15 protein-coding genes are annotated in these 18,158 nt (G+C 69.5%); 6 read left to right on the top strand and 9 right to left on the bottom strand.

Features of this window, described 5'->3' with window-relative positions:
• Positions 1 to 79 precede the first annotated feature (79 nt).
• Positions 80 to 1,405 carry a glutamate--tRNA ligase gene (gene gltX / locus MF270_RS02425; protein ID WP_238364249.1) on the bottom strand — a complete coding sequence of 442 codons (1,326 nt, stop codon included), beginning with the start codon at positions 1,403 to 1,405 and terminating at the stop codon, positions 80 to 82.
• 34 nt (positions 1,406 to 1,439) lie between these two features.
• On the bottom strand, positions 1,440 to 2,657 hold the full coding sequence (locus tag MF270_RS02420) for an MFS transporter (RefSeq protein ID WP_238364248.1): 1,218 nt from the start codon (positions 2,655 to 2,657) through the stop codon (positions 1,440 to 1,442).
• A 63-nt stretch (positions 2,658 to 2,720) separates the two neighbouring features.
• Between MF270_RS02420 and thpR the strand changes: the two genes are divergently transcribed.
• Together thpR and MF270_RS02410 are read left to right on the top strand one after the other, a co-directional pair.
• A complete protein-coding gene (thpR, locus tag MF270_RS02415; protein ID WP_238364247.1) occupies positions 2,721 to 3,281 on the top strand; it encodes an RNA 2',3'-cyclic phosphodiesterase in 561 nt (186 codons plus the stop codon).
• A gap of 91 nt (positions 3,282 to 3,372) precedes the next feature.
• Positions 3,373 to 4,398, top strand: coding sequence for a hypothetical protein (locus MF270_RS02410; protein WP_238364246.1), 1,026 nt, complete (start codon positions 3,373 to 3,375; stop codon positions 4,396 to 4,398).
• 102 nt (positions 4,399 to 4,500) lie between these two features.
• Here MF270_RS02410 and MF270_RS02405 read toward each other — a convergent pair whose 3' ends face one another.
• On the bottom strand, positions 4,501 to 6,015 hold the full coding sequence (locus MF270_RS02405; RefSeq protein ID WP_238364245.1) for an SPOR domain-containing protein: 1,515 nt from the start codon (positions 6,013 to 6,015) through the stop codon (positions 4,501 to 4,503).
• 83 nt (positions 6,016 to 6,098) lie between these two features.
• Positions 6,099 to 6,731 (bottom strand): uracil phosphoribosyltransferase, encoded by a 633-nt coding sequence (gene upp, locus MF270_RS02400; protein WP_238364244.1) that lies wholly within the window; start codon positions 6,729 to 6,731, stop codon positions 6,099 to 6,101.
• 199 nt (positions 6,732 to 6,930) lie between these two features.
• Here upp and MF270_RS02395 point away from each other — a divergent pair, with 199 nt between their 5' ends.
• Positions 6,931 to 7,251 carry an ArsR/SmtB family transcription factor gene (locus MF270_RS02395; protein WP_238364243.1) on the top strand — a complete coding sequence of 107 codons (321 nt, stop codon included), beginning with the start codon at positions 6,931 to 6,933 and terminating at the stop codon, positions 7,249 to 7,251.
• Positions 7,248 to 8,291, top strand: a complete 1,044-nt coding sequence (locus MF270_RS02390) for a permease (RefSeq protein ID WP_238364242.1) — start codon at positions 7,248 to 7,250, stop codon at positions 8,289 to 8,291. The genes MF270_RS02395 and MF270_RS02390 overlap by 4 nt, the downstream gene beginning before the upstream one ends.
• A gap of 237 nt (positions 8,292 to 8,528) precedes the next feature.
• Here the strand turns inward: MF270_RS02390 and MF270_RS02385 are convergent, their stop codons facing one another.
• From MF270_RS02385 to MF270_RS02365, 5 genes are all read right to left on the bottom strand, one after another.
• Positions 8,529 to 9,539 (bottom strand): adenosine deaminase, encoded by a 1,011-nt coding sequence (locus MF270_RS02385; RefSeq protein ID WP_336245978.1) that lies wholly within the window; start codon positions 9,537 to 9,539, stop codon positions 8,529 to 8,531.
• Complete coding sequence (locus MF270_RS02380; protein ID WP_238364241.1) at positions 9,536 to 10,744, bottom strand: phosphopentomutase; 1,209 nt, start codon at positions 10,742 to 10,744, stop codon at positions 9,536 to 9,538. The genes MF270_RS02385 and MF270_RS02380 overlap by 4 nt, the downstream gene beginning before the upstream one ends.
• Positions 10,744 to 12,048 carry a thymidine phosphorylase gene (locus MF270_RS02375; RefSeq protein WP_238364240.1) on the bottom strand — a complete coding sequence of 435 codons (1,305 nt, stop codon included), beginning with the start codon at positions 12,046 to 12,048 and terminating at the stop codon, positions 10,744 to 10,746. Before MF270_RS02375 ends, MF270_RS02380 begins: the two co-directional genes overlap by 1 nt.
• Positions 12,048 to 12,440, bottom strand: a complete 393-nt coding sequence (locus tag MF270_RS02370; RefSeq protein ID WP_238364239.1) for a cytidine deaminase — start codon at positions 12,438 to 12,440, stop codon at positions 12,048 to 12,050. The genes MF270_RS02375 and MF270_RS02370 overlap by 1 nt, the downstream gene beginning before the upstream one ends.
• A 79-nt stretch (positions 12,441 to 12,519) precedes the next feature.
• A complete protein-coding gene (locus tag MF270_RS02365; protein ID WP_238364238.1) occupies positions 12,520 to 13,485 on the bottom strand; it encodes a hypothetical protein in 966 nt (321 codons plus the stop codon).
• A 183-nt stretch (positions 13,486 to 13,668) separates the two neighbouring features.
• On the opposite strand from MF270_RS02365, the gene MF270_RS02360 reads away from it, so the two are divergent.
• Positions 13,669 to 15,948: an NADP-dependent malic enzyme gene (locus tag MF270_RS02360; protein WP_238364237.1), complete on the top strand. Its 2,280-nt coding sequence runs from the start codon at positions 13,669 to 13,671 to the stop codon at positions 15,946 to 15,948.
• A 288-nt stretch (positions 15,949 to 16,236) separates the two neighbouring features.
• Complete coding sequence (prpE, locus tag MF270_RS02355; RefSeq protein ID WP_238364236.1) at positions 16,237 to 18,129, top strand: propionate-CoA ligase PrpE; 1,893 nt, start codon at positions 16,237 to 16,239, stop codon at positions 18,127 to 18,129.
• Positions 18,130 to 18,158 lie beyond the last annotated feature (29 nt).

Here is an 18,158-nt window from a genome sequence, read left to right as displayed (position 1 = left end):
CCTCGCATCTTCTTGGTGCCGCGCCTGTGGCGCGAGGGGCTGGCCCCTCGCATCCGACACCGGCCAGCAAGCGCCGCGGTCAGCCCCTGGCGCGCACGACCTGCAGCAGGCGCATCACGTCGCGCATCTCGGGTCCGCTTTTCTGGCCGGTCAGCGCAAGGCGCAGCGGCATGAAGAGGCCCTTGCCCTTGCGACCCGTCGCCTCCTTGACCTCGGAGGTCCATTTGCCCCAGGTCTCGCCGTCATAGGGCGGCGGGGGCAGCAGGGTCATGGCCTGGGCCACGAAGTCACGGTCCTCGTCGGCGATCACCGGCTCGGCGCCGTCGCGGAAGAGGTCCCACCACTTGGCAAGGTCCTTGCGGGTGGTGATGTTGTCGCGGGCAACGGTCCAGAAGGTCTCGGCCAGGTCCGCCGGCACGCCGAGCGCGGCGATATCGTCGGCCACCGCCTCGAAGGGCAGTTGCTGCAGCTTGTGGGCGGTCAGCGGGTAAAGGTCGTTCGCATCGAACTTGGTCGGGGCCGAGCCGAATTGCCCGAGGTCGAACCCCTCGGCGATTTCGTCGAGGCTCATCCGCAGTTCCACCGGCTGCGACGATCCCAGCCGCGCCATCAGCGACAGCAACGCCTCGGGCTCGATCCCTGCCTCGCGCAGGTCGCGCAGCGCCAGGGTGCCGAGCCGTTTCGACAGCGCCTCGCCCTGCGGGCCGGTCAGCAGCGAATGGTGGGCAAAGTCCGGGACGGTCCCGCCCAGCGCGCGCATGATCTGGATCTGCGTCGCCGTGTTGGTCACGTGGTCCGAGCCGCGCACTACATGGGTCACGCCCATCTCGGTATCGTCCACCACTGAGGCCAGGGTATAAAGCATCTGCCCGTCCGCGCGGATCAGCACCGGATCGCTGACCGAGGCCGCGTCGATGGAGATGTCGCCAAGGATGCCATCGGTCCAGTCGATCCGCTCCTGGTCGAGCTTGAAGCGCCAGACGCCGGGGCCGCGCTCTTCGCGCAGTTTCGCCTTGGCCCCGTCGCTGAGGTCCAAGGCGGCGCGGTCATAGACCGGCGGCTTGCCCATGTTCAGCTGCTTCTTGCGCTTGAGGTCCAGTTCCGTCGGGGTCTCGAACGCCTCGTAGAAGCGGCCCATCTCGCGCAACTTGTCTGCCGCCGCTTCGTAGCGGTCCAGCCGCTCGGACTGCCGTTCGATCCGGTCCCAGGACAGGCCCAGCCATTCCAGATCCGCTTGGATCGCGTCCACGTATGCCTGCTTGCTGCGCTCGGGATCGGTGTCGTCGATGCGCAGGATGAAGGTGCCCCCCGCCTTGCGCGCGATGAGGTAGTTCATCAGCGCGGTGCGCAGGTTGCCGACATGGATATAGCCCGTCGGAGACGGGGCGAAACGGGTGGTGGTCATGGCGCTCTCCGGGTGAACGGGGGGCATGTCGCACTTATCGGGCGCTTTGTCCACCTGTCTCGGGGCGCCAGAGCCTTGCGGCAAGGGCCGCGGCGGCCAGCGCCGACAGGGCCAGGAGCGCCAGCGTGGGGCCGAGGCCAGCCCCCGCGCCAAGGCTGCCCGCGAGTGGATAGGTGACCAGCCAGCAGGCGTGGCTGAGCGCGAAATGCGCGGCGAAGAGCGCGGGGCGGTCAGAGGCTTCGGCGCTGCGGCGGATCAGCCGGCCCGCCGGGGTGGCGATGGCCGAGTAGCCCGCGCCCATCAGCGCCCAGCCGGGCAGCAGCACGGCCCAGCCGCATGGGATCCCGGCCAAGAGCCAGGCGGCCAGGGCCAGTTCCACCGCCCCCAGCGCCAGCGCGGCGCGCAGCATCACCGGCCGGTCGGGGCGGCGGTCCAGCCAACGCGGCAGCGCCAGTGCGACGACCATCGACCCGGCTCCGAAGGCCGCCATGGCAAGGCCCAGCGCGCTGTCCCCGCCGCCCAGCTGCGCGCGGGTCAGCACCACCGTGTTGACAAGGACAAAGGCGCTGGCCCCCGCCCCGGCAAAGGTCAGCGCCAGGAGCCCGCGCAGGCGGGGCGTGGCGAGGTAAAGCCGCAGCCCCCGCGTGAGGCGATCCATGAATCCCTGCGCTGGCGTCTGCCCCAGCGCCGGGATGCGCGCCCGCCAGACCAGCAGCGCCGACCCGGCAAAGCCCAGCGCCGTGCCAAGGAAGAGGTCGGAATAGCCGATGACCAGCAGCATCAGGCCCGCGAGGGCCGGGCTGACCAGCATTTCGAGGTCATAGGCCAGGCGCGACAGCGACAGGGCGCGGGTGTAGCGCGCCTCGTCCGGCAGGATGTCGGGCAGCACCGCCTGGTAGGTCGGCGTGAAGGTGGCCGAGGCCGCCTGCAGCGCGAAGATCAGCGCGTAGACCTGCCAGGTCTCGCTGACCAGCGGCAGACACAGCGCCACGGCAAGGCGCACAAGGTCCGCGCCGATCAGCACCGCCTTGCGTGGCAGGGCATGCAGCAGCGCTTGCGCCAGGGGCGACAGGCCCACGTAAGCCACCATCTTGATCGCATAGGCCGTGCCCAGCACCTGCCCCGCCTGCGCCCCGGCGAGGTCATAGGCCAGCAGGCCCAGCGCAACGGTCAGCAGGCCGGTACCCAGCAGGGCCACCACCTGCGCGCCGAAAAGCGCGGCATAGGTCCGGTTGCGAAACAGCGAAAGCATGGGCAGGATGATAGGCGATCCCGGACGCCGGGAAAGCCTGTTCGCGCAGCCAGGAGGTCCGACATGCGCACCTTCGTCGCCCTGCCCCTTCCGGACGCGATCCGGGACCAGGTCGAGCAGTTGCAGGACGGTCTGCGCGCCGGACGCGCCGTCGCCTGGGACAACCTGCACCTGACGCTGGCCTTCCTCGATGACCAGCCCGTCGACAGGCTCGAAGCGCTGCACGAGGCGCTGGAGCGCCTCCGCCCCGCGCCGCTCGAACTCCGGCTTGCCGGGCTCGAGGTCTACGGTGCGAAGAAGCCTTCAGCCGTGGTTCTGCGGGCCGAGGGGGGCGCGGCGCTGACCGGGCTGCAGGCCAACGTGATGCAGGCCGCACGCATGGCGGGGATGGACCTGCCGCGGCGCCGGTTCCGGCCGCATGTGACCATCGCCCGGTTCAACGCCGGATCGCGCGGCACCGAGGACGCGGCGCGGATCGGGGCCTTTCTGCAGGCGCGGGGCGATTGGGCCACGGCGCCCTTCGAGGTGGACGCCTATTGCCTTTACGCCTCGCACCTGATGCGCGACGGGCCGTGGTACGAAGAGCTCGGCCGCTACGAACTGGCGTCCAGCCACGTCGCCTGAGCCGCCGCGCAGTGCGATTGCTGCGGATTGCCCCGCCCGAATCACTCGTGCTAGACAGGGACACAGGCAAAGAGGCAGAGCAGCCCGTTCCATGACGGCATTGACCGAGTATCAGAGGCTGGAAAGCACCGGCCTGTGGCGCGAAAGCCCCGAGGCGCAACGCCGCGAGGTCTACGTGTCCATCGGCGATGCGACGCTTGTGGTAATGGACAAGGCCGAACGGGCGCTGAGCCATTGGTCGCTGGCCGCCGTGGTCCGCGCCAACCCCGGCAAGATGCCCGCGATCTACCACCCCGATGGCGACCCGAACGAGACGCTCGAGCTGCGCGAGGACGAGGCCGAGATGATCGACGCGATCGAACGGCTGCGCAGCGCGATCGAAAAGCGGCGGCCCCGGCCCGGGCGGCTGCGCTGGGTGATGGCAACGGTCTCGGTGACGGTCGTGGCCGCGCTGGCGATCTTCTGGGTGCCGGGGGCGATCCAGCGCCACGCGCTGACCGTGGTGCCGGATGTCAAGCGGGCCGAGATCGGCCAGGCGCTGCTGGGCCGCATCAGCCGCGTGGCGGGCCAGCCCTGCGCGACGCCCGGCGGCAGCGCGGCGCTGACGCGGCTGGGCCGGCGCCTGCTGGGGCCCGAGGGGGGCGAACGGCTGGTGGTGCTGCGCTCGGGTGTCACCGTCTCGGCCCACCTGCCCGGCGGCTGGATCCTGCTGAACCGTGCGCTGGTCGAGGACCCGGAAGAGCCCGACGTGGTCGCCGGGTTCGTCATCGCCGAGGCGCTGAGGGCCCAGCTGCACGACCCGCTTCAGGATTTCCTCGAGGCGGCGGGGCTGGTCGAAAGCTTCCGCCTGCTGACCACGGGGCATGTGACCGACGCCGCGCTCGACGCCTATGCCGAGAGCTTCCTGTCCCGCGCGCCCCGCCCGCTGCCGGATGACCTGCTGCTGCAGGCCTTCGGGGCAGCACGGGTGCGAGCGGCGCCCTATGCCTATGCGCAGGACGTGTCGGGCGAGACGACGGTGGCGCTGATCGAGGCCGACCCCTTCGCCTCGGCCGCGCCGGAACTGGTGCTGCGCGACGCCGACTGGCTGCGGCTGCAGGGGATCTGCGAGGGCTAGGCGCGCCTCATCTGGCCTGTTCGCCAGCCACGGCCCGGGCCTGAGCCCACGAAAAAGGCCGCCCGGTTGGGGCGGCCTTTTCCCATCTCGGGGCTGGTGCCTTCAGCGGGTGAAGGCGTCGCGGTAGCCCGCGCTCTTCAGCTTGGCCAGCGCGCGGTTCAGGTCGGCCGCGCCATCGAAGGGGCCGGCCAGGACAACCTGCATCGGCTGGCCCTTGCGCGTCACCTTCTGCTGCGCCGCCGGCAGGCCCATGGCCTGCACGGACCCGATGGCCTTGCGGATGTTGGCCGCATCGCCAAAGGTTCCGATCTGCACGTAGCGGTGCCCGGTCGCCGCCGGCTTGGCCGGGGCCGCGCTGCGGCTCGACACCGTGCCGGTCGCCTTTTTCTCGACCAGCCGCACGGTGCCCTTGGTGCTGACCCGCACCTCGTAGGCCGCGGGGTTCGCCTCGTAGCGGCGCTGCATCGCGAGATCGGTGAACGGGTAATAGAGCATCGGGTAACGGGCCGAGGCATCCTGGCCGGACTGGTCGACCAGCCGGCGCGGCACGGTACTTGTCCAGACCAGCCGGGTGGCGACGATGCCGGCGACGCTCTGTTCTGCCCGGCGCGGGTTCAGCCGGCCGTCGTCCCAGGCCTTGCGGTAGCCCTCGGGCACGTAGAGCCCGGATCGGTCGCGGCTCGGGTCCTCGAACAGGTGCTTAGGCAGCACGCGCGTGCCCGCGTCCGCCGGTGTCGCGCGGCGCACGGCCCGGTAGCCGGTGCCGCCCACCAGCGGCGCGGAGCCCGCGGTGGGGGCCGCGGGGTCCGCCATGAAGCGGTATCCATTGCCGCCGACCAGCGGCGCGCTGCCCATGGGCAGTTGACGGCCGGCGTTGAGACGCGCGGCCTGCTCGGGGGTCAGGGTCACGGGGCGGGTCTTGATGCCCGGGCCGGGATAGCCGCGCGACGAGGGCGCGCCCTCGGGGTAGAGCGAGCGTTCACGCACCGGCTCCGTCATGGTGACGGCGCGCGGCAGCGGCGCGGTCTCGGCCGGTTCCTCGGCGATTTCGGGCTCGACCAGGATCACGTCGGTCTCCGACCCGGCCGCGGGGTCGGTGCCGAGCGTGACGGAGGTCGGGGTCGCATCGGGGTCGAGCGCATCGACCGCCGGGGCCCCAGCGACCTCGGCCACGGGACGCTCGGGCCGGGCTTCGGGCTTGGTGGTGGAAACCGGTGCGGTTTCGGATGTCGCGGCCGTCTCGGTCTCGGACGTCGCCTCGGCAGGCCCGGTTTCCGGCGCGGCGGTTTCGGGCAGGGTCACGGCCGTCTCGGTCTCTGGCGCGGGCACGACTGCGGCCGGCGCCGCCGTCACATCCGTGGGCGTCAGGCCGCAGACCGGCTCGCGGGTGCGGGTCACCCGTGGCACCCAGACCACGCTGCCATCGACACCGGCGCGCACGTAGACACAGCCCAGGCTGTCCACGTATTCCGGGCCTTCGAACGTCTCGGGCGGCAGCTCGGCCGGCGGCGCGAACTCTGCCGCAGATTGTGCCGCAAGCGGCGAAAGCGGCAAGGCCAGGAGGCTTGCCGCGGTCAGCCGCGCCAGGATGGCGCGGGGTGCATGTGTCTTTGGCATCGAACCCCCCAAGGCAGATGTGCTGCCTCAGACTGCCCGATCCGACGGCCTGCGTCTAGAGGATATCCCTCGGGAATATCGACCTATTTCGTGCCGAACATCCGGTCGCCCGCATCGCCGAGGCCGGGAACGATGTAGCCCTTGTCGTTCAGCCGCTCGTCCAGCGAGGCGGTGACGATCGGCACGTCCGGGTGCGCCTCCTTCATCCGGGCCACGCCTTCGGGGGCGGCCAGCAGGCAAAGAAAGCGCAGGTTGTTCGCCCCGGCCTTCTTGAGCATGTCGATCGCCGCGACCGAGGAATTGCCGGTGGCCAGCATCGGGTCGACCGCGATCACCATGCGGTCCTGCAAGCCTTCGGGCACCTTGAAGTAATACTGGACCGGTTCCAGCGTCTCCTCGTCTCGGTAAAGGCCGACAAAGCCGACCCGGGCCGAGGGGATCAGCTCGAGCACGCCGTCCAGCAGCCCGTTGCCGGCGCGCAGGATCGACACCAGCGCCAGTTTCTTGCCGGCGAGCACCGGCGCTTCCATCTCGGTCAGCGGCGTCTGGACGGCGCGGGTGGTCATCGGCAGCTCGCGCGTGATCTCGTAGGCCAGCAGCTGGCTGATCTCGCGCAGGAGCTGGCGGAAGACAGCGGTCGAGGTCGTCTCGTCCCGCATCAGGCTCAGCTTGTGTTGCACCAGCGGGTGATCGACGACGGTCAGGTGATCTTTCATGGGCGGCCTCTTTCGGTGGATCGCCCCTGCTTTAGCCCCATGCGGGCGCAGGGGGCAATGGGCGGCGTCGCCGGGACCACCCCGGACCACGCAGGATGGGCCCCTTCGGCGGACCGGACCTGGGCCGGGCCGGACGGGATGCCCCGGACTTCGGTCAAAAGATTCGACATTTCTAGTTTTATAGTTTAATGAGTCGGTCATGACAGATCTCGCCACCCATGCCCGCGCCCTTGCCGCCCTCGGCCACGAGGCCCGCCTTGCCATCTTCCGCCTGCTGGTGCGTGCCGGGCCATCCGGCCTGCGCGTCGGCGACATCGGTGCCCATACCGGGCTGCCCGCCTCTACCCTCGCGCATCACCTTGCCGCGCTCGCCAAGGCCGGGCTTGTCACCCAGGAACGGCGCGGACGCGAAGTGCTGACCCGCGCCGATTACCCCGCCATGCAGCGCCTCACCGATTTCCTGGGCGCGGAATGCTGCGCCGGCGTGGCCACCACCGACCTCGAGGAGTCCGAGACATGACCGACGCCGCCCTGCCCCGCCGCCCCGCCGGTGCCTTGCTGCACCGGGCCTGGACCCGGCACCGCGTCTGGCTCGCCTCGGCCGCGATCCTGGCCGTGCTGGCGCTTGTCGACCCGGGCCAGGCCGGCGACAGCGCGCTGTTCGCCGCGGGCTCGCTCGCCCGCGTCGCACCCTACCTCCTGCTCTCGATCGCCATCGCGGCCTGGGCGGGCGCGACCGGGGCCGACAACCTGATCGCCCGCGCCTTTACCGGCGCGCCGCTCCTGATGATCGGGCTGGCGGCGCTGGCGGGCGGGCTGTCGCCCTTCTGCTCCTGCGGGGTGATCCCGCTGATCGCGGCGCTCTTGGCGATGGGCGTGCCGCTCTCGGCCGTGATGGCCTTCTGGCTGGCCTCGCCGGTGATGGACCCGTCGATGTTCTTCCTCACCTCCGGGGTGCTGGGGGTCGAGTTCGCCCTGGCAAAGACCCTGGCGGCGCTTGGCCTCGGGATCTACGGCGGGCTGGTGGTGCACCTGCTCGACCGCCGGGGCACGCTGTCGGCGGCCCTGCGCGACGGGATCGGCAACGGCGGCTGCGGCGGCGGCAAGATCCGTGCGCCGAAGCCGGTGGTGTGGCGCTTCTGGACCGACCCCGGGCGGCGCGCGAAATTCGGCTCGGAGGCGCTGAAGACCTCGCTATTCCTCGCCAAGTGGCTGCTGCTGGCCTTCGTGCTGGAAAGCCTGATGCTGGCCTATATCCCGGCCGAGACGGTCACGGCCACGCTGGGCGGCACGGGCCTGGCCCCCATCGCCATCGCCACGCTGGTCGGCGTGCCCGCCTATCTCAACGGCTACGCGGCCCTGCCGCTGGTCGGCGGGCTGATCGACCAGGGCATGAGCCCCGGCGCCGGCCTCGCCTTCCTCGTCGCGGGCGGCGTCACCTCGATCCCCGCCGCCGTCGCGGTCTGGGCCTTGGTGAAACCTCGGGTCTTCGCGCTCTACATCGCCCTGTCGCTGACCGGCGCCTTCGCCGCGGGCCTTGCGATGACCCTCGCCACGTAGCCGGGCCCTGCTTTCACTTTTCCGGAAATACTCCAGAGGGTGAATGCCGCAGGCAGAGGGGGACAGCGTCCCCCTGCCTCTTCAACAAACAAGCATGCGCCACTCGGGGCGCATTCCGCTGGATCAAGACTGTTCGGGACTGGCTGCGCCGCCTGCGGCGTCGACAGTCACATGTTTGCGCCGCCTGCGGCGTCGCCGGGGGGCGGGGGCGCCGCTGCGCGGCGCCTCCGCCCAGCCCTATCCCAGCCGCTTCGCCACCTCGGCCCGGGTGGCGTCGTCGCAGAAGGCCGCCGCCAGCGCGGTCTGGTTCAGCTGGGCAAAGACGTCCTCCTGCCAGCCGAACGCCTCGCTCAGGTCTCGGAACTCGCGGGTCATCGTGGCATGAAAGAACGGCGGATCGTCGGTCGAGACCGTCACCTTCACCCCCGCATCGCGCAGCTTCGCGATGGGATGGGCCGCAACCTTCGGCCAGATCCCCAGCGTCACGTTGCTGCCCGGGCAGACCTCGAGCACGATGCCGCGCTCGGCCAGTTCCTCGACCAGCGCCGGGTCGTCGATGCTTTGCACCCCGTGGCCGATCCGCTCGATCCCCTGCAACTGCGTCAGCGCCTCGCGCACGCTTTTCGCCCCGCCCCATTCGCCGGCATGGGTGGTCAGCCGCAGCCCCGCCTCGCGCGCCGCGTCGAAGGCCCAGGCGTAATCGCCCTGGTGGCCGACCTTTTCGTCCCCGCCCATGCCGAAACCGACGATCCAGTCGCCCGCCGTCTCGGCCGCGCAGCGCGCGATGGGCTTGGCCTTGTCGGGGCCGAAATGGCGGATGCAGGTGACGATGCCGCGCAGGGTGATCCCCATCTCACGCTCGCAGGCCTCGGCCTCTTCGCGGATCGCATGCAGGTACTCCTTCCAAGCGCCCACGTCCCCGCCGCCGCAGAAATCGGGGCTGAGGAAGGTCTCGGAATACACCACCCCGCTCTCGGCGCTCTGCTCGAGGATCGCGCGGGTCAGCCGGGCGAAATCGCGCGGGGTCTTCAGCACGCTGGTCGCGGCCTCGTAGACCTCGAGGAAGTGCCAAAAGTCGCGATAGGCATAGCTGCCGTCCGGGGCGAAGATGCCCGACAGGTCGACCTTCTTTTCCTTGGCGAGGCCGCGGATGAAGGCCGGGGGCGCGGCGCCTTCGAAGTGCATGTGCAGCTCGACCTTGGGCAGGGCCGCGACCCGGGCCAGCCGGTCTTCGAGTTCCTCGTTCACAGAAATGACCTCCCCGGTCCTTGAGATGGGACGCCAAGATGCGCGGCCAGGCTGGCCGCCACGTCGGCGAAGTTCACGATGCCCAGCGCCCCCGTCCCGGCCCCGGCGCAAAGCACCGGAACCCGTTCGCGGGTGTGATCGGTACCGGTCCAGCTGGGGTCGTTGCCGTGGTCGGCGGTGATGACCAGCAGGTCTTCGGGCCGCAGCGCCGACAGTACCGCGCCGAGGCGCGCGTCGAACCATTCGAGGTGGCGCGCATATCCCGCTATATCGCGGCGGTGGCCATATAGGCTGTCGAACTCGACGAAATTGGCGAAGGTCAGGCTGCCATCGGGCATGTCCCGCACCGCCGCGTCCAGCGCATCCATCAACGCGGCGTCGCTGCCCTTGGCATTGCTGTCGATGCCTTCCATCGAGAAGATGTCCCCGATCTTGCCGATCGCATGGACGGCGCGGCCCGCGTCCTGCACCCAGTTGGTCAGCACCGGGGATGGCGGGCGGATCGCGTAGTCGTGGCGGTTGGTGGTGCGGGCATAAGACCCCGGCGCGCCCAGAAAGGGGCGCGCGATGACGCGGCCGACGCGCATCTCGTGCAGGGTCGGCGCCAGGTCCTCGCAGAGCATCAGCAGGCGGTCGAGGCCAAAGCTTTCCTCATGCGCGGCGATCTGGAAGACGCTGTCGGCCGAGGTGTAGCAGATCGGCCAGCCGGTGCGCTGATGCTCTTGCCCGAGCCGCGCCACGATCTCGGTCCCAGAGGCGTGGCAATTGCCCAGGATGCCCTCGGTCCCCGCCAGCGCGCAGACCTTGGCCACGAGGTCCTCGGGAAAGGCCGGGTCGGCTTTCGGGAAATAGGTCCATTCGAAGGGCACCGGCAGGCCCGCCAGTTCCCAATGGCCCGAAGGGGTGTCCTTGCCCCGGCTGTGCTCAGTCGCCGCCGCATAGCGGCCGGTGGGCTGCGCGGTGAGGCCCGGCGCGGTCTCCCCGCAGGCCAGGTCCAGCGCCGCGCCAAGGCCCAACGCATCGAGGTTTGGCAGCGTCAGCGGGCCCGTCCGCCCCGCCTCCGCCCGTCCCTCGGCGCAGGCCTCCGCGATGTGCAGCAGCGTGTTGGCGCCGGTGTCAGGGCGGCCGTCGTTGAAATACTCGGCCGCATCCGGCGCGCCGCCGATGCCGACCGAATCCATCACAACGAGAAACGCGCGCGCCATCATCCGATCCTTTCATGCACGAGCGGCGGCAGCTCTGGCGCGCCCTCGCCGATGGTGAGGGCCGCAAGGAACGCCGCCTCGGCTGCCTCGGCCTGCCCTTCGCGCGCGGCATGGACGCGGGCGAGCGACTGGCCCGCCACGACCTCCGTGCCCAGCCGCAGCACCTCGCTGAAGCCGACGGAGGGGTCGACCGGGTCGCTTTCCACCTTGCGCCCGCCGCCCAGGTCGACGACGGCGAGGCCCAGCGCCTCTCCGTCCATCGCCCGGAGGATGCCCGCGCGTGGAGCGAGGACCTGCCGGATCACCGGCGCTTCGGGCAGGCAGTTCGCCCAGCCGCTGGCGAAATCCGCCGGCCCGCCCATGGCGGCGACCATGCGGGCGAAACACTCGGCGGCCTCCCCGCCCGTTATCGCCCGCGCGATGCGCGCCGCGCCATCGTCCACGCCGCCCGCGATGCCGGCATTGTCCAGCAGCACCGCGCCCAGCGCCACGCTCAGCTCGAAAAGCGGGCCGCGCGCATCGCCCGTCAGCACGCGCATCACCTCGACCACCTCGAGCGCATTGCCAAGGCTCGGCGCCAGCGGCTGGTTCATGTCCGTGACCAGCGCGGTCGTGGGACAGCCGGCGGCATTGGCCGTGCCGACCAGCGCCTCGGCCAGGGCCCGCGCCTCGGCGGCCGTCTTCATGAAGGCGCCCGAGCCGACCTTGACGTCCAGCACCAGCCCCTCGAGCCCCGCCGCCAGTTTCTTGGACAGGATCGACGCGGTGATGAGGTCGAGGCTTTCGACCGTCCCCGTCACGTCGCGCACGGCGTAAAGCCGGCGGTCGGCAGGCGCGATCTCTCCGCTGGCCGAGACGATGGCGCAGCCGGCGGCGTCCAGCACCCGGCGCAGACCCGCCTCGTCCTGGTTCACGTTCAGCCCCGGGATCGCCTCGAGCTTGTCGAGCGTGCCGCCGGTATGGCCCAGCCCCCGACCCGAGATCATCGGCACCAGCGCGCCGCAAACGGCCAGCGCGGGCGCCAGCACGAGAGACACGCAATCGCCCACCCCGCCCGTCGAATGCTTGTCGAGCACCGGCTTGTCGCCCGACCAGCGCAGCACATGCCCGCTGTCGCGCATCGCAAGGGTCAGCGCGGCGCGGCCTGCGTCCGAGAGGCCCCGCAGGCAGACGCCCATGGCAAAGGCCCCGGCCTGCGCATCGGTCACCGCACCGCTCGCGATGCCCTGCGCGAACCAGGCGATTTCCTCGGCCGAGGGCTCCTCGCCCCGGCGCAGGTGCGCGATGATCTGGCGGGCGTCCATCAGGAACCCTCCATGTGCCCCGCGTCGAAGGCGCCGGGCAGCAGGTCCGCGAGGGTCATGACCTCTTCCGCCCCGTCCATCGTCGCCATGGTGACGCGCACCTCGGGCCCGCCGAATTCGCGCAGCTTCTGGCGGCAGCCACCGCAGGGCGGCACGGGCGTCGGCGAGGCGGCGACGACGTAGACCTCTGCGATCTTGGTCTCGCCCGCCGCGATCATGGCGGCGATGGCGCCGGCCTCGGCGCAGGTGCCCTCGGGGTAGGCGACGTTTTCCACGTTGACCCCGGTGTGCACCCCGCCCCCGGCGCCACGGATCGCCGCGCCGACCTTGAAGTTCGAATAGGGCGCGTAGGCCCGGCTCCAGACGTCGCGGGCCGCTTGCTTCAGCGTCATTGGGGGACCTTTCGTTGAAGACTGGCAGCCAGTATCTGCGCGGCCCCGAACGGATGCAAGCGCGCCGCCGCGGAAAGCGTCAGTCGACGCTGGTCCAGACCTCGAGATGGCCGGGCGGGACGCTGCCCTCGAACCCGCGCAGCAGGGCGACGGAGAGCGGCTCGAACCCGTCCCAGACGCCCAGCGCGTTATAGGCGCGGGCCAGCGCCATGGCGAGTTCGCGATCCGCGGGACGGAAATAGCGCACCTGGTCGACCCCGTTGGCGGCCGCCGTCCGCTCGCCCCCGCTGTCGGCCCCCTGCACGTTCCAGCCGAGCGTGTCGCGCAGGGCCTTCGACACCCAGATGACCTTGTCGCGGGACAGGGCCCCGGCGAACTGGACGAAGACGCGGTTCGTCTGGCCATCGGGCGTGTAGGCCGTCCCCAGCCCCTCGGCGATGGCCCGCACCCCGGCCTCGCTGTCGCGCTCGGGCGCCGGCGCGGTGCCGGTGGGCGGGTTGGTGTCGGGATCTTCGGGATCGTCGGGGCCGGACGGATCGCCGATGACGACCGATTGCTCCTCGGGCGGCACGACCTCGACCGCCGCCACCTCGGCCGCGACGAGCGGCCCGAGAGGGCAGCCCTGGTGCCAGGGGTTGGCGAAACACCGCGCCTCGATCAGCAGCGGCACGGGGGTGCGCAGCACGGTCTGCATCCAGGCGATCGAGGTGGTCAGCAGCACCAGCGCGGTGGCATACCAGACGATCACCTGCGGCACCCGCGTGCCGTCAATCGCCTTGAAGAAGATGACGAAGCCCGCCAGCCCCAGCAGGATCGTGCCCAGCATCCGCAGCACGCCCCCGACGCCGGCCACGCCCAGGTTGCCGCCGAAGGCCTGCACGAACCAGGCGCCGACCGTCAGGAACAGCACAAAGACCGCCATGAGCAGACCCAGCCGCGCATCCTTGTCGCCGATGAAGCCCAGCAGGTCCTTGACCGACGGCACCTTGCCCCCGTCCGACGGCTTGGTGCCAGTCTCTTGCCCCGCGGGCGTTTCGCCTGTCATGATACCCCCACCCATGTCGGTCATTGGCCCAAGCGTATCCCGGACCGCCGATTCGATCCAAGGTTGCGGCACCCAGGCGCTCCGCATTTTTCAGATGCAGAGCGCGCCGCTTCGTGGCATCCCCTGCGGCAATCGACTCAGCACATGGTTCAAGGCTGAACAAACTGCCAGGAAGGCCAAGTTATGTCCGACTCCAGCACCGACAACCTGCGCAAGGCCGCGCTGAATTACCACGAATTCCCCCGGCCCGGGAAACTCGAGGTCCGCGCGACCAAGCCGCTGGCCAACGGGCGCGACCTGAGCCTCGCCTATTCGCCGGGCGTGGCCGAGGCCTGTCTCGAGATCAAGGCCGACCCGCTCACCGCCCGAAACTACACGTCGCGCGGCAACCTCGTGGCCGTTGTATCGAACGGCACGGCAGTGCTTGGGCTGGGCAACATCGGCGCGCTGGCGTCGAAACCGGTGATGGAAGGCAAGGCGGTCCTGTTCAAGAAGTTCGCCGGGATCGATTGTTTCGACATCGAGGTGGACGAGCCCGACCCCGAGAAGCTGGCCGATATCGTCTGCGCGCTGGGGCCGACCTTTGGCGCGATCAACCTCGAAGACATCAAGGCACCCGATTGCTTTATCGTTGAACGAATCTGCCGCGAACGGATGAACATCCCCGTCTTCCACGACGACCAGCACGGCACGGCCATCGTCGTCGGCGCCGCCGCGATGAACGCGCTGCGGGTCGCGGGCAAGACGTTCGAGGATATCAAGGTCGTCTCGACTGGGGGCGGCGCGGCGGGCATCGCCTGCCTCAACATGCTGGTGAAACTGGGCGTGAAGCTCGAGAACATCTGGCTTTGCGACATCCACGGGCTGGTCTGGAAGGGCCGGCGTGAGGACATGACCCAGCAGAAGGCGCATTTCGCGCAAGCGAGCGACAAGCGCACGCTGGACGAGGTGATCGACGATGCCGACCTGTTCCTCGGCCTCTCCGGCCCCGGCGTGCTGAAGCCCGAGCAAGTGGCGCGGATGGCCGACAAACCGATCATCTTCGCCCTCGCCAACCCCACGCCCGAGATCATGCCGGACGCGGTGCGCGCCGTGGCCCCCGACGCGATCATCGCCACGGGCCGCAGCGATTTCCCGAACCAGGTCAACAACGTGCTCTGCTTCCCGTTCATCTTCCGGGGCGCGCTGGACGTGGGCGCCACGACGATCAACGACGAGATGGAGATCGCCTGCGTCGAGGGCATCGCAGAGCTGGCCCGCGCCACCACCAGCGCCGAGGCGGCCGCCGCCTATTCGGGCGAAGAGCTGACGTTTGGCCGCGACTACCTGATCCCCAAGCCCTTCGATCCGCGCCTGTCGTCGGTCGTGTCCTCGGCCGTCGCCAAGGCCGCGATGGAGACGGGCGTCGCCGCGCGCCCCATCGAGGATCTCGACGCCTACCGCGAAAAGCTCAAGCAATCGGTGTTCAAATCCGCCCTGCTGATGCGCCCGGTGTTCGAGGCCGCCGCGACCGCCTCGCGCCGCATCGTCTTTACCGAAGGCGAGGACGAGCGCGTGCTGCGCGCCGCCCAGGCGATCCTCGAGGAAACCACCGAAAAGCCCATCGTCATCGGCCGCCCCGAGGTGATCGAACAGCGCTGCGAACGCTTCGGCCTCACCGTGAAACCCGGCCGCGACTTCGAGATCGTGAACCCTGAAAACGACCCGCGCTACCGCGATTACTGGGGCAGCTACCACGAGATCATGTGCCGCCGCGGCGTGACGCCCGACCTCGCCCGCGCGATCATGCGCACCAACACCACCGCCATCGGCGCGGTCATGGTGCATCGCGGAGAGGCCGACAGCATGATCTGCGGCACCTTCGGCGAATTTCGCTGGCACCTCAACTACGTGAACCAGGTGCTGGGCAGCGACACCGTCCAGCCCCATGGCGCCCTGTCGATGATGATCCTCGAGGACGGGCCGCTGTTCATCGCCGACACCCATGTCTGGTCGCTGCCGACACCCGAGCAGATCGCCCAGACGGTGATCGGCGCCGCGCGCCACGTGCGCCGCTTCGGCCTCAAGCCCAACATCGCGCTCTGTTCGCAATCGCAGTTCGGCAACCAGGCCGAGGGGTCGGGCAAGCGGCTGCGGGACGCCATGCGCATCCTCGACAGCACGCCGCGCGACTTCTGCTACGAGGGCGAGATGAACGTGGACACCGCGCTCGACCCGGCCCTGCGCGCGCGGATCTTCCCGCAAAGCCGGATGGAGGGCGCGGCCAACGTGCTGATCTTTGCCCATGCCGACGCCGCCTCGGGCGTGCGCAACATCCTCAAGATGAAGGGCGGCGGGCTCGAGGTCGGCCCGATCCTCATGGGGCTGCAGAACCGGGCGCATATCGTGACGCCCTCGATCTCGGCCCGGGGTCTTCTGAACATGGCGGCCATCGCCGGCACGCCGGTCGCGCATTACGGCTGAGCCGTGACAGCGCGGGCGTCCCGGCAGCAGGGCGCCCGCGATACCGCCCGCCCGATTCCATGGCAGCGGGCCGGCCAGGCCAACCGGCCTGCAAATTCGCAAAATTTGCAAATCGGCAGCAGATTTCCAGTTATCGTCGCAAGACGCCATACTTTGCAAAAATTTGCAAAGCAAATTCCCCCGTTTCTGCAAATTTCTTGTGCCATTCGGTCGCGCAGGGCGCTAACAGGCTTGCCCGGCCCGAGGCGAACCCGCTACCCGTTCTTTCAAGCACAGGAGGAGCACACCATGGGATACCGGGACGTCTACGACAGCTGGAAATCCGACCCCGAGGCATTCTGGATGGAGGCCGCCCAGGCCATCGACTGGGACGAGGCCCCCACCAAGGCGCTGACCGACAAGGGCGACGGCCTGTATGAATGGTTCGCCGATGCCAGGGTGAACGCCTGCTGGAATGCCGTTGACCGCCATGTCGAAAACGGCCGGGGCGAGCAGACGGCGATCATCTACGACAGCCCGATCACCCATACCAAGCGCGAGATCTCCTATGTCGAGCTGCGCAACCGGGTCGCCACCCTCGCCGGCGCGCTGCGCGCCAAGGGGATCGAGAAAGGCGATCGCGTCATCATCTACATGCCGATGATCCCAGAGGCGCTCGAGGCGATGCTGGCCTGTGCGCGCCTTGGCGCCGTCCACTCGGTGGTCTTTGGCGGCTTTGCCGCGAACGAGCTGGCGGTGCGGATCGACGATTGCACCCCCAAGGCGATCATCGCGGCGTCGTGCGGGATGGAGCCGAACCGGGTTGTCCATTACAAGCCGCTGCTCGATGGCGCGATCGAGATGGCGACCCACAAGCCCGACTTCTGCGTGATCTTCCAGCGCGAACAGGAAGTGGCCGCGCTGCTGCCCGGCCGTGACGTGAACTGGCACGGCTTTCAATACGGGGTCGAGCCCGCCGAATGCGTGCCGGTCGAGGGCAATCACCCGGCCTATATCCTTTACACCTCGGGCACCACTGGCGCGCCCAAGGGCGTCATCCGCCACACCGCCGGCCACCTCGTGGCGCTGAACTGGACCATGAAGAACGTCTTCAACGTCGATCTTGGCGATGTCTTCTGGGCGGCCTCGGACGTGGGCTGGGTCGTGGGCCATTCCTACATCTGCTATGCGCCGCTGATCCACGGCAACACCACCATCGTGTTCGAGGGCAAACCGGTCGGCACGCCCGATGCGGGCACCTTCTGGCGGGTAATTGCCGAGCACAAGGTGCGCACCTTCTTCACCGCGCCCACGGCCTTCCGCGCCGTGAAGCGCGAGGATCCCAAGGGGGAGTATGTCGGCAAGTACGACATGTCGCATCTCGGGCAGGTCTTCCTGGCCGGGGAACGCGCCGACCCCGACACGATCATCTGGGCGCAGGAGCAGCTCAAGGTGCCGGTGATCGACCATTGGTGGCAGACCGAGTTGGGCTATCCCGCCATCTGCAACCCCGTGGGGATCGAATTGCTGCCGATCAAGCTAGGCAGCCCGACCGTGCCGATGCCGGGCTATGACCTGCGGGTCCTGGACGACGAGGGCAACGAGCTTCCGGCCGGAGAGCTGGGCGCCATCGTCGCCAAGCTGCCGCTGCCGCCGGGCACCCTGCCGACGCTGTGGAACGCCGAAGACCGGTTCCGCAAGAGCTACCTCGCGCATTTCCCCGGCTATTACGAGACCGGCGATGCTGGGATGATCGACGAGAATGGCTATGTCTACATCATGGCGCGCACCGATGACGTCATCAATGTCGCCGGGCACCGCCTGTCGACCGGCGGGATGGAAGAGGTGCTGTCGGGCCACCCCGACGTCGCCGAATGCGCGGTGATCGGCGTGGCGGACGACCTCAAGGGCCAGATGCCGCTGGGGTTCCTGTGCCTCAACGCCGGCACCAACCGGCCGCATGACGAGATCGTCAAGGAATGCGTGAAACGGGTGCGTGACCAGATCGGCCCCGTGGCGGCCTTCAAGCTGGCCTGCGTGGTCGACCGCCTGCCCAAGACCCGGTCGGGCAAGATCCTGCGGGCGACCATGGTCAACATCGCCGACGGCAAGGAGTTCAAGATGCCGGCCACCATCGACGATCCGGCCATCCTGGACGAAATTCGTGTCGCGCTTCAGGGGCTTGGCTACGCCAAGGCCTGAGGTTCGGCCCGGATAGGGAGGATGCGGGC

Source organism: Mesobacterium pallidum (assembly GCF_019966535.1).
Classification (GTDB): domain Bacteria; phylum Pseudomonadota; class Alphaproteobacteria; order Rhodobacterales; family Rhodobacteraceae; genus Mesobacterium; species Mesobacterium pallidum.
The sequence above is the reverse complement of the archived record's forward strand: the minus strand, read 5'-3'. Positions and strand labels throughout refer to the sequence as shown.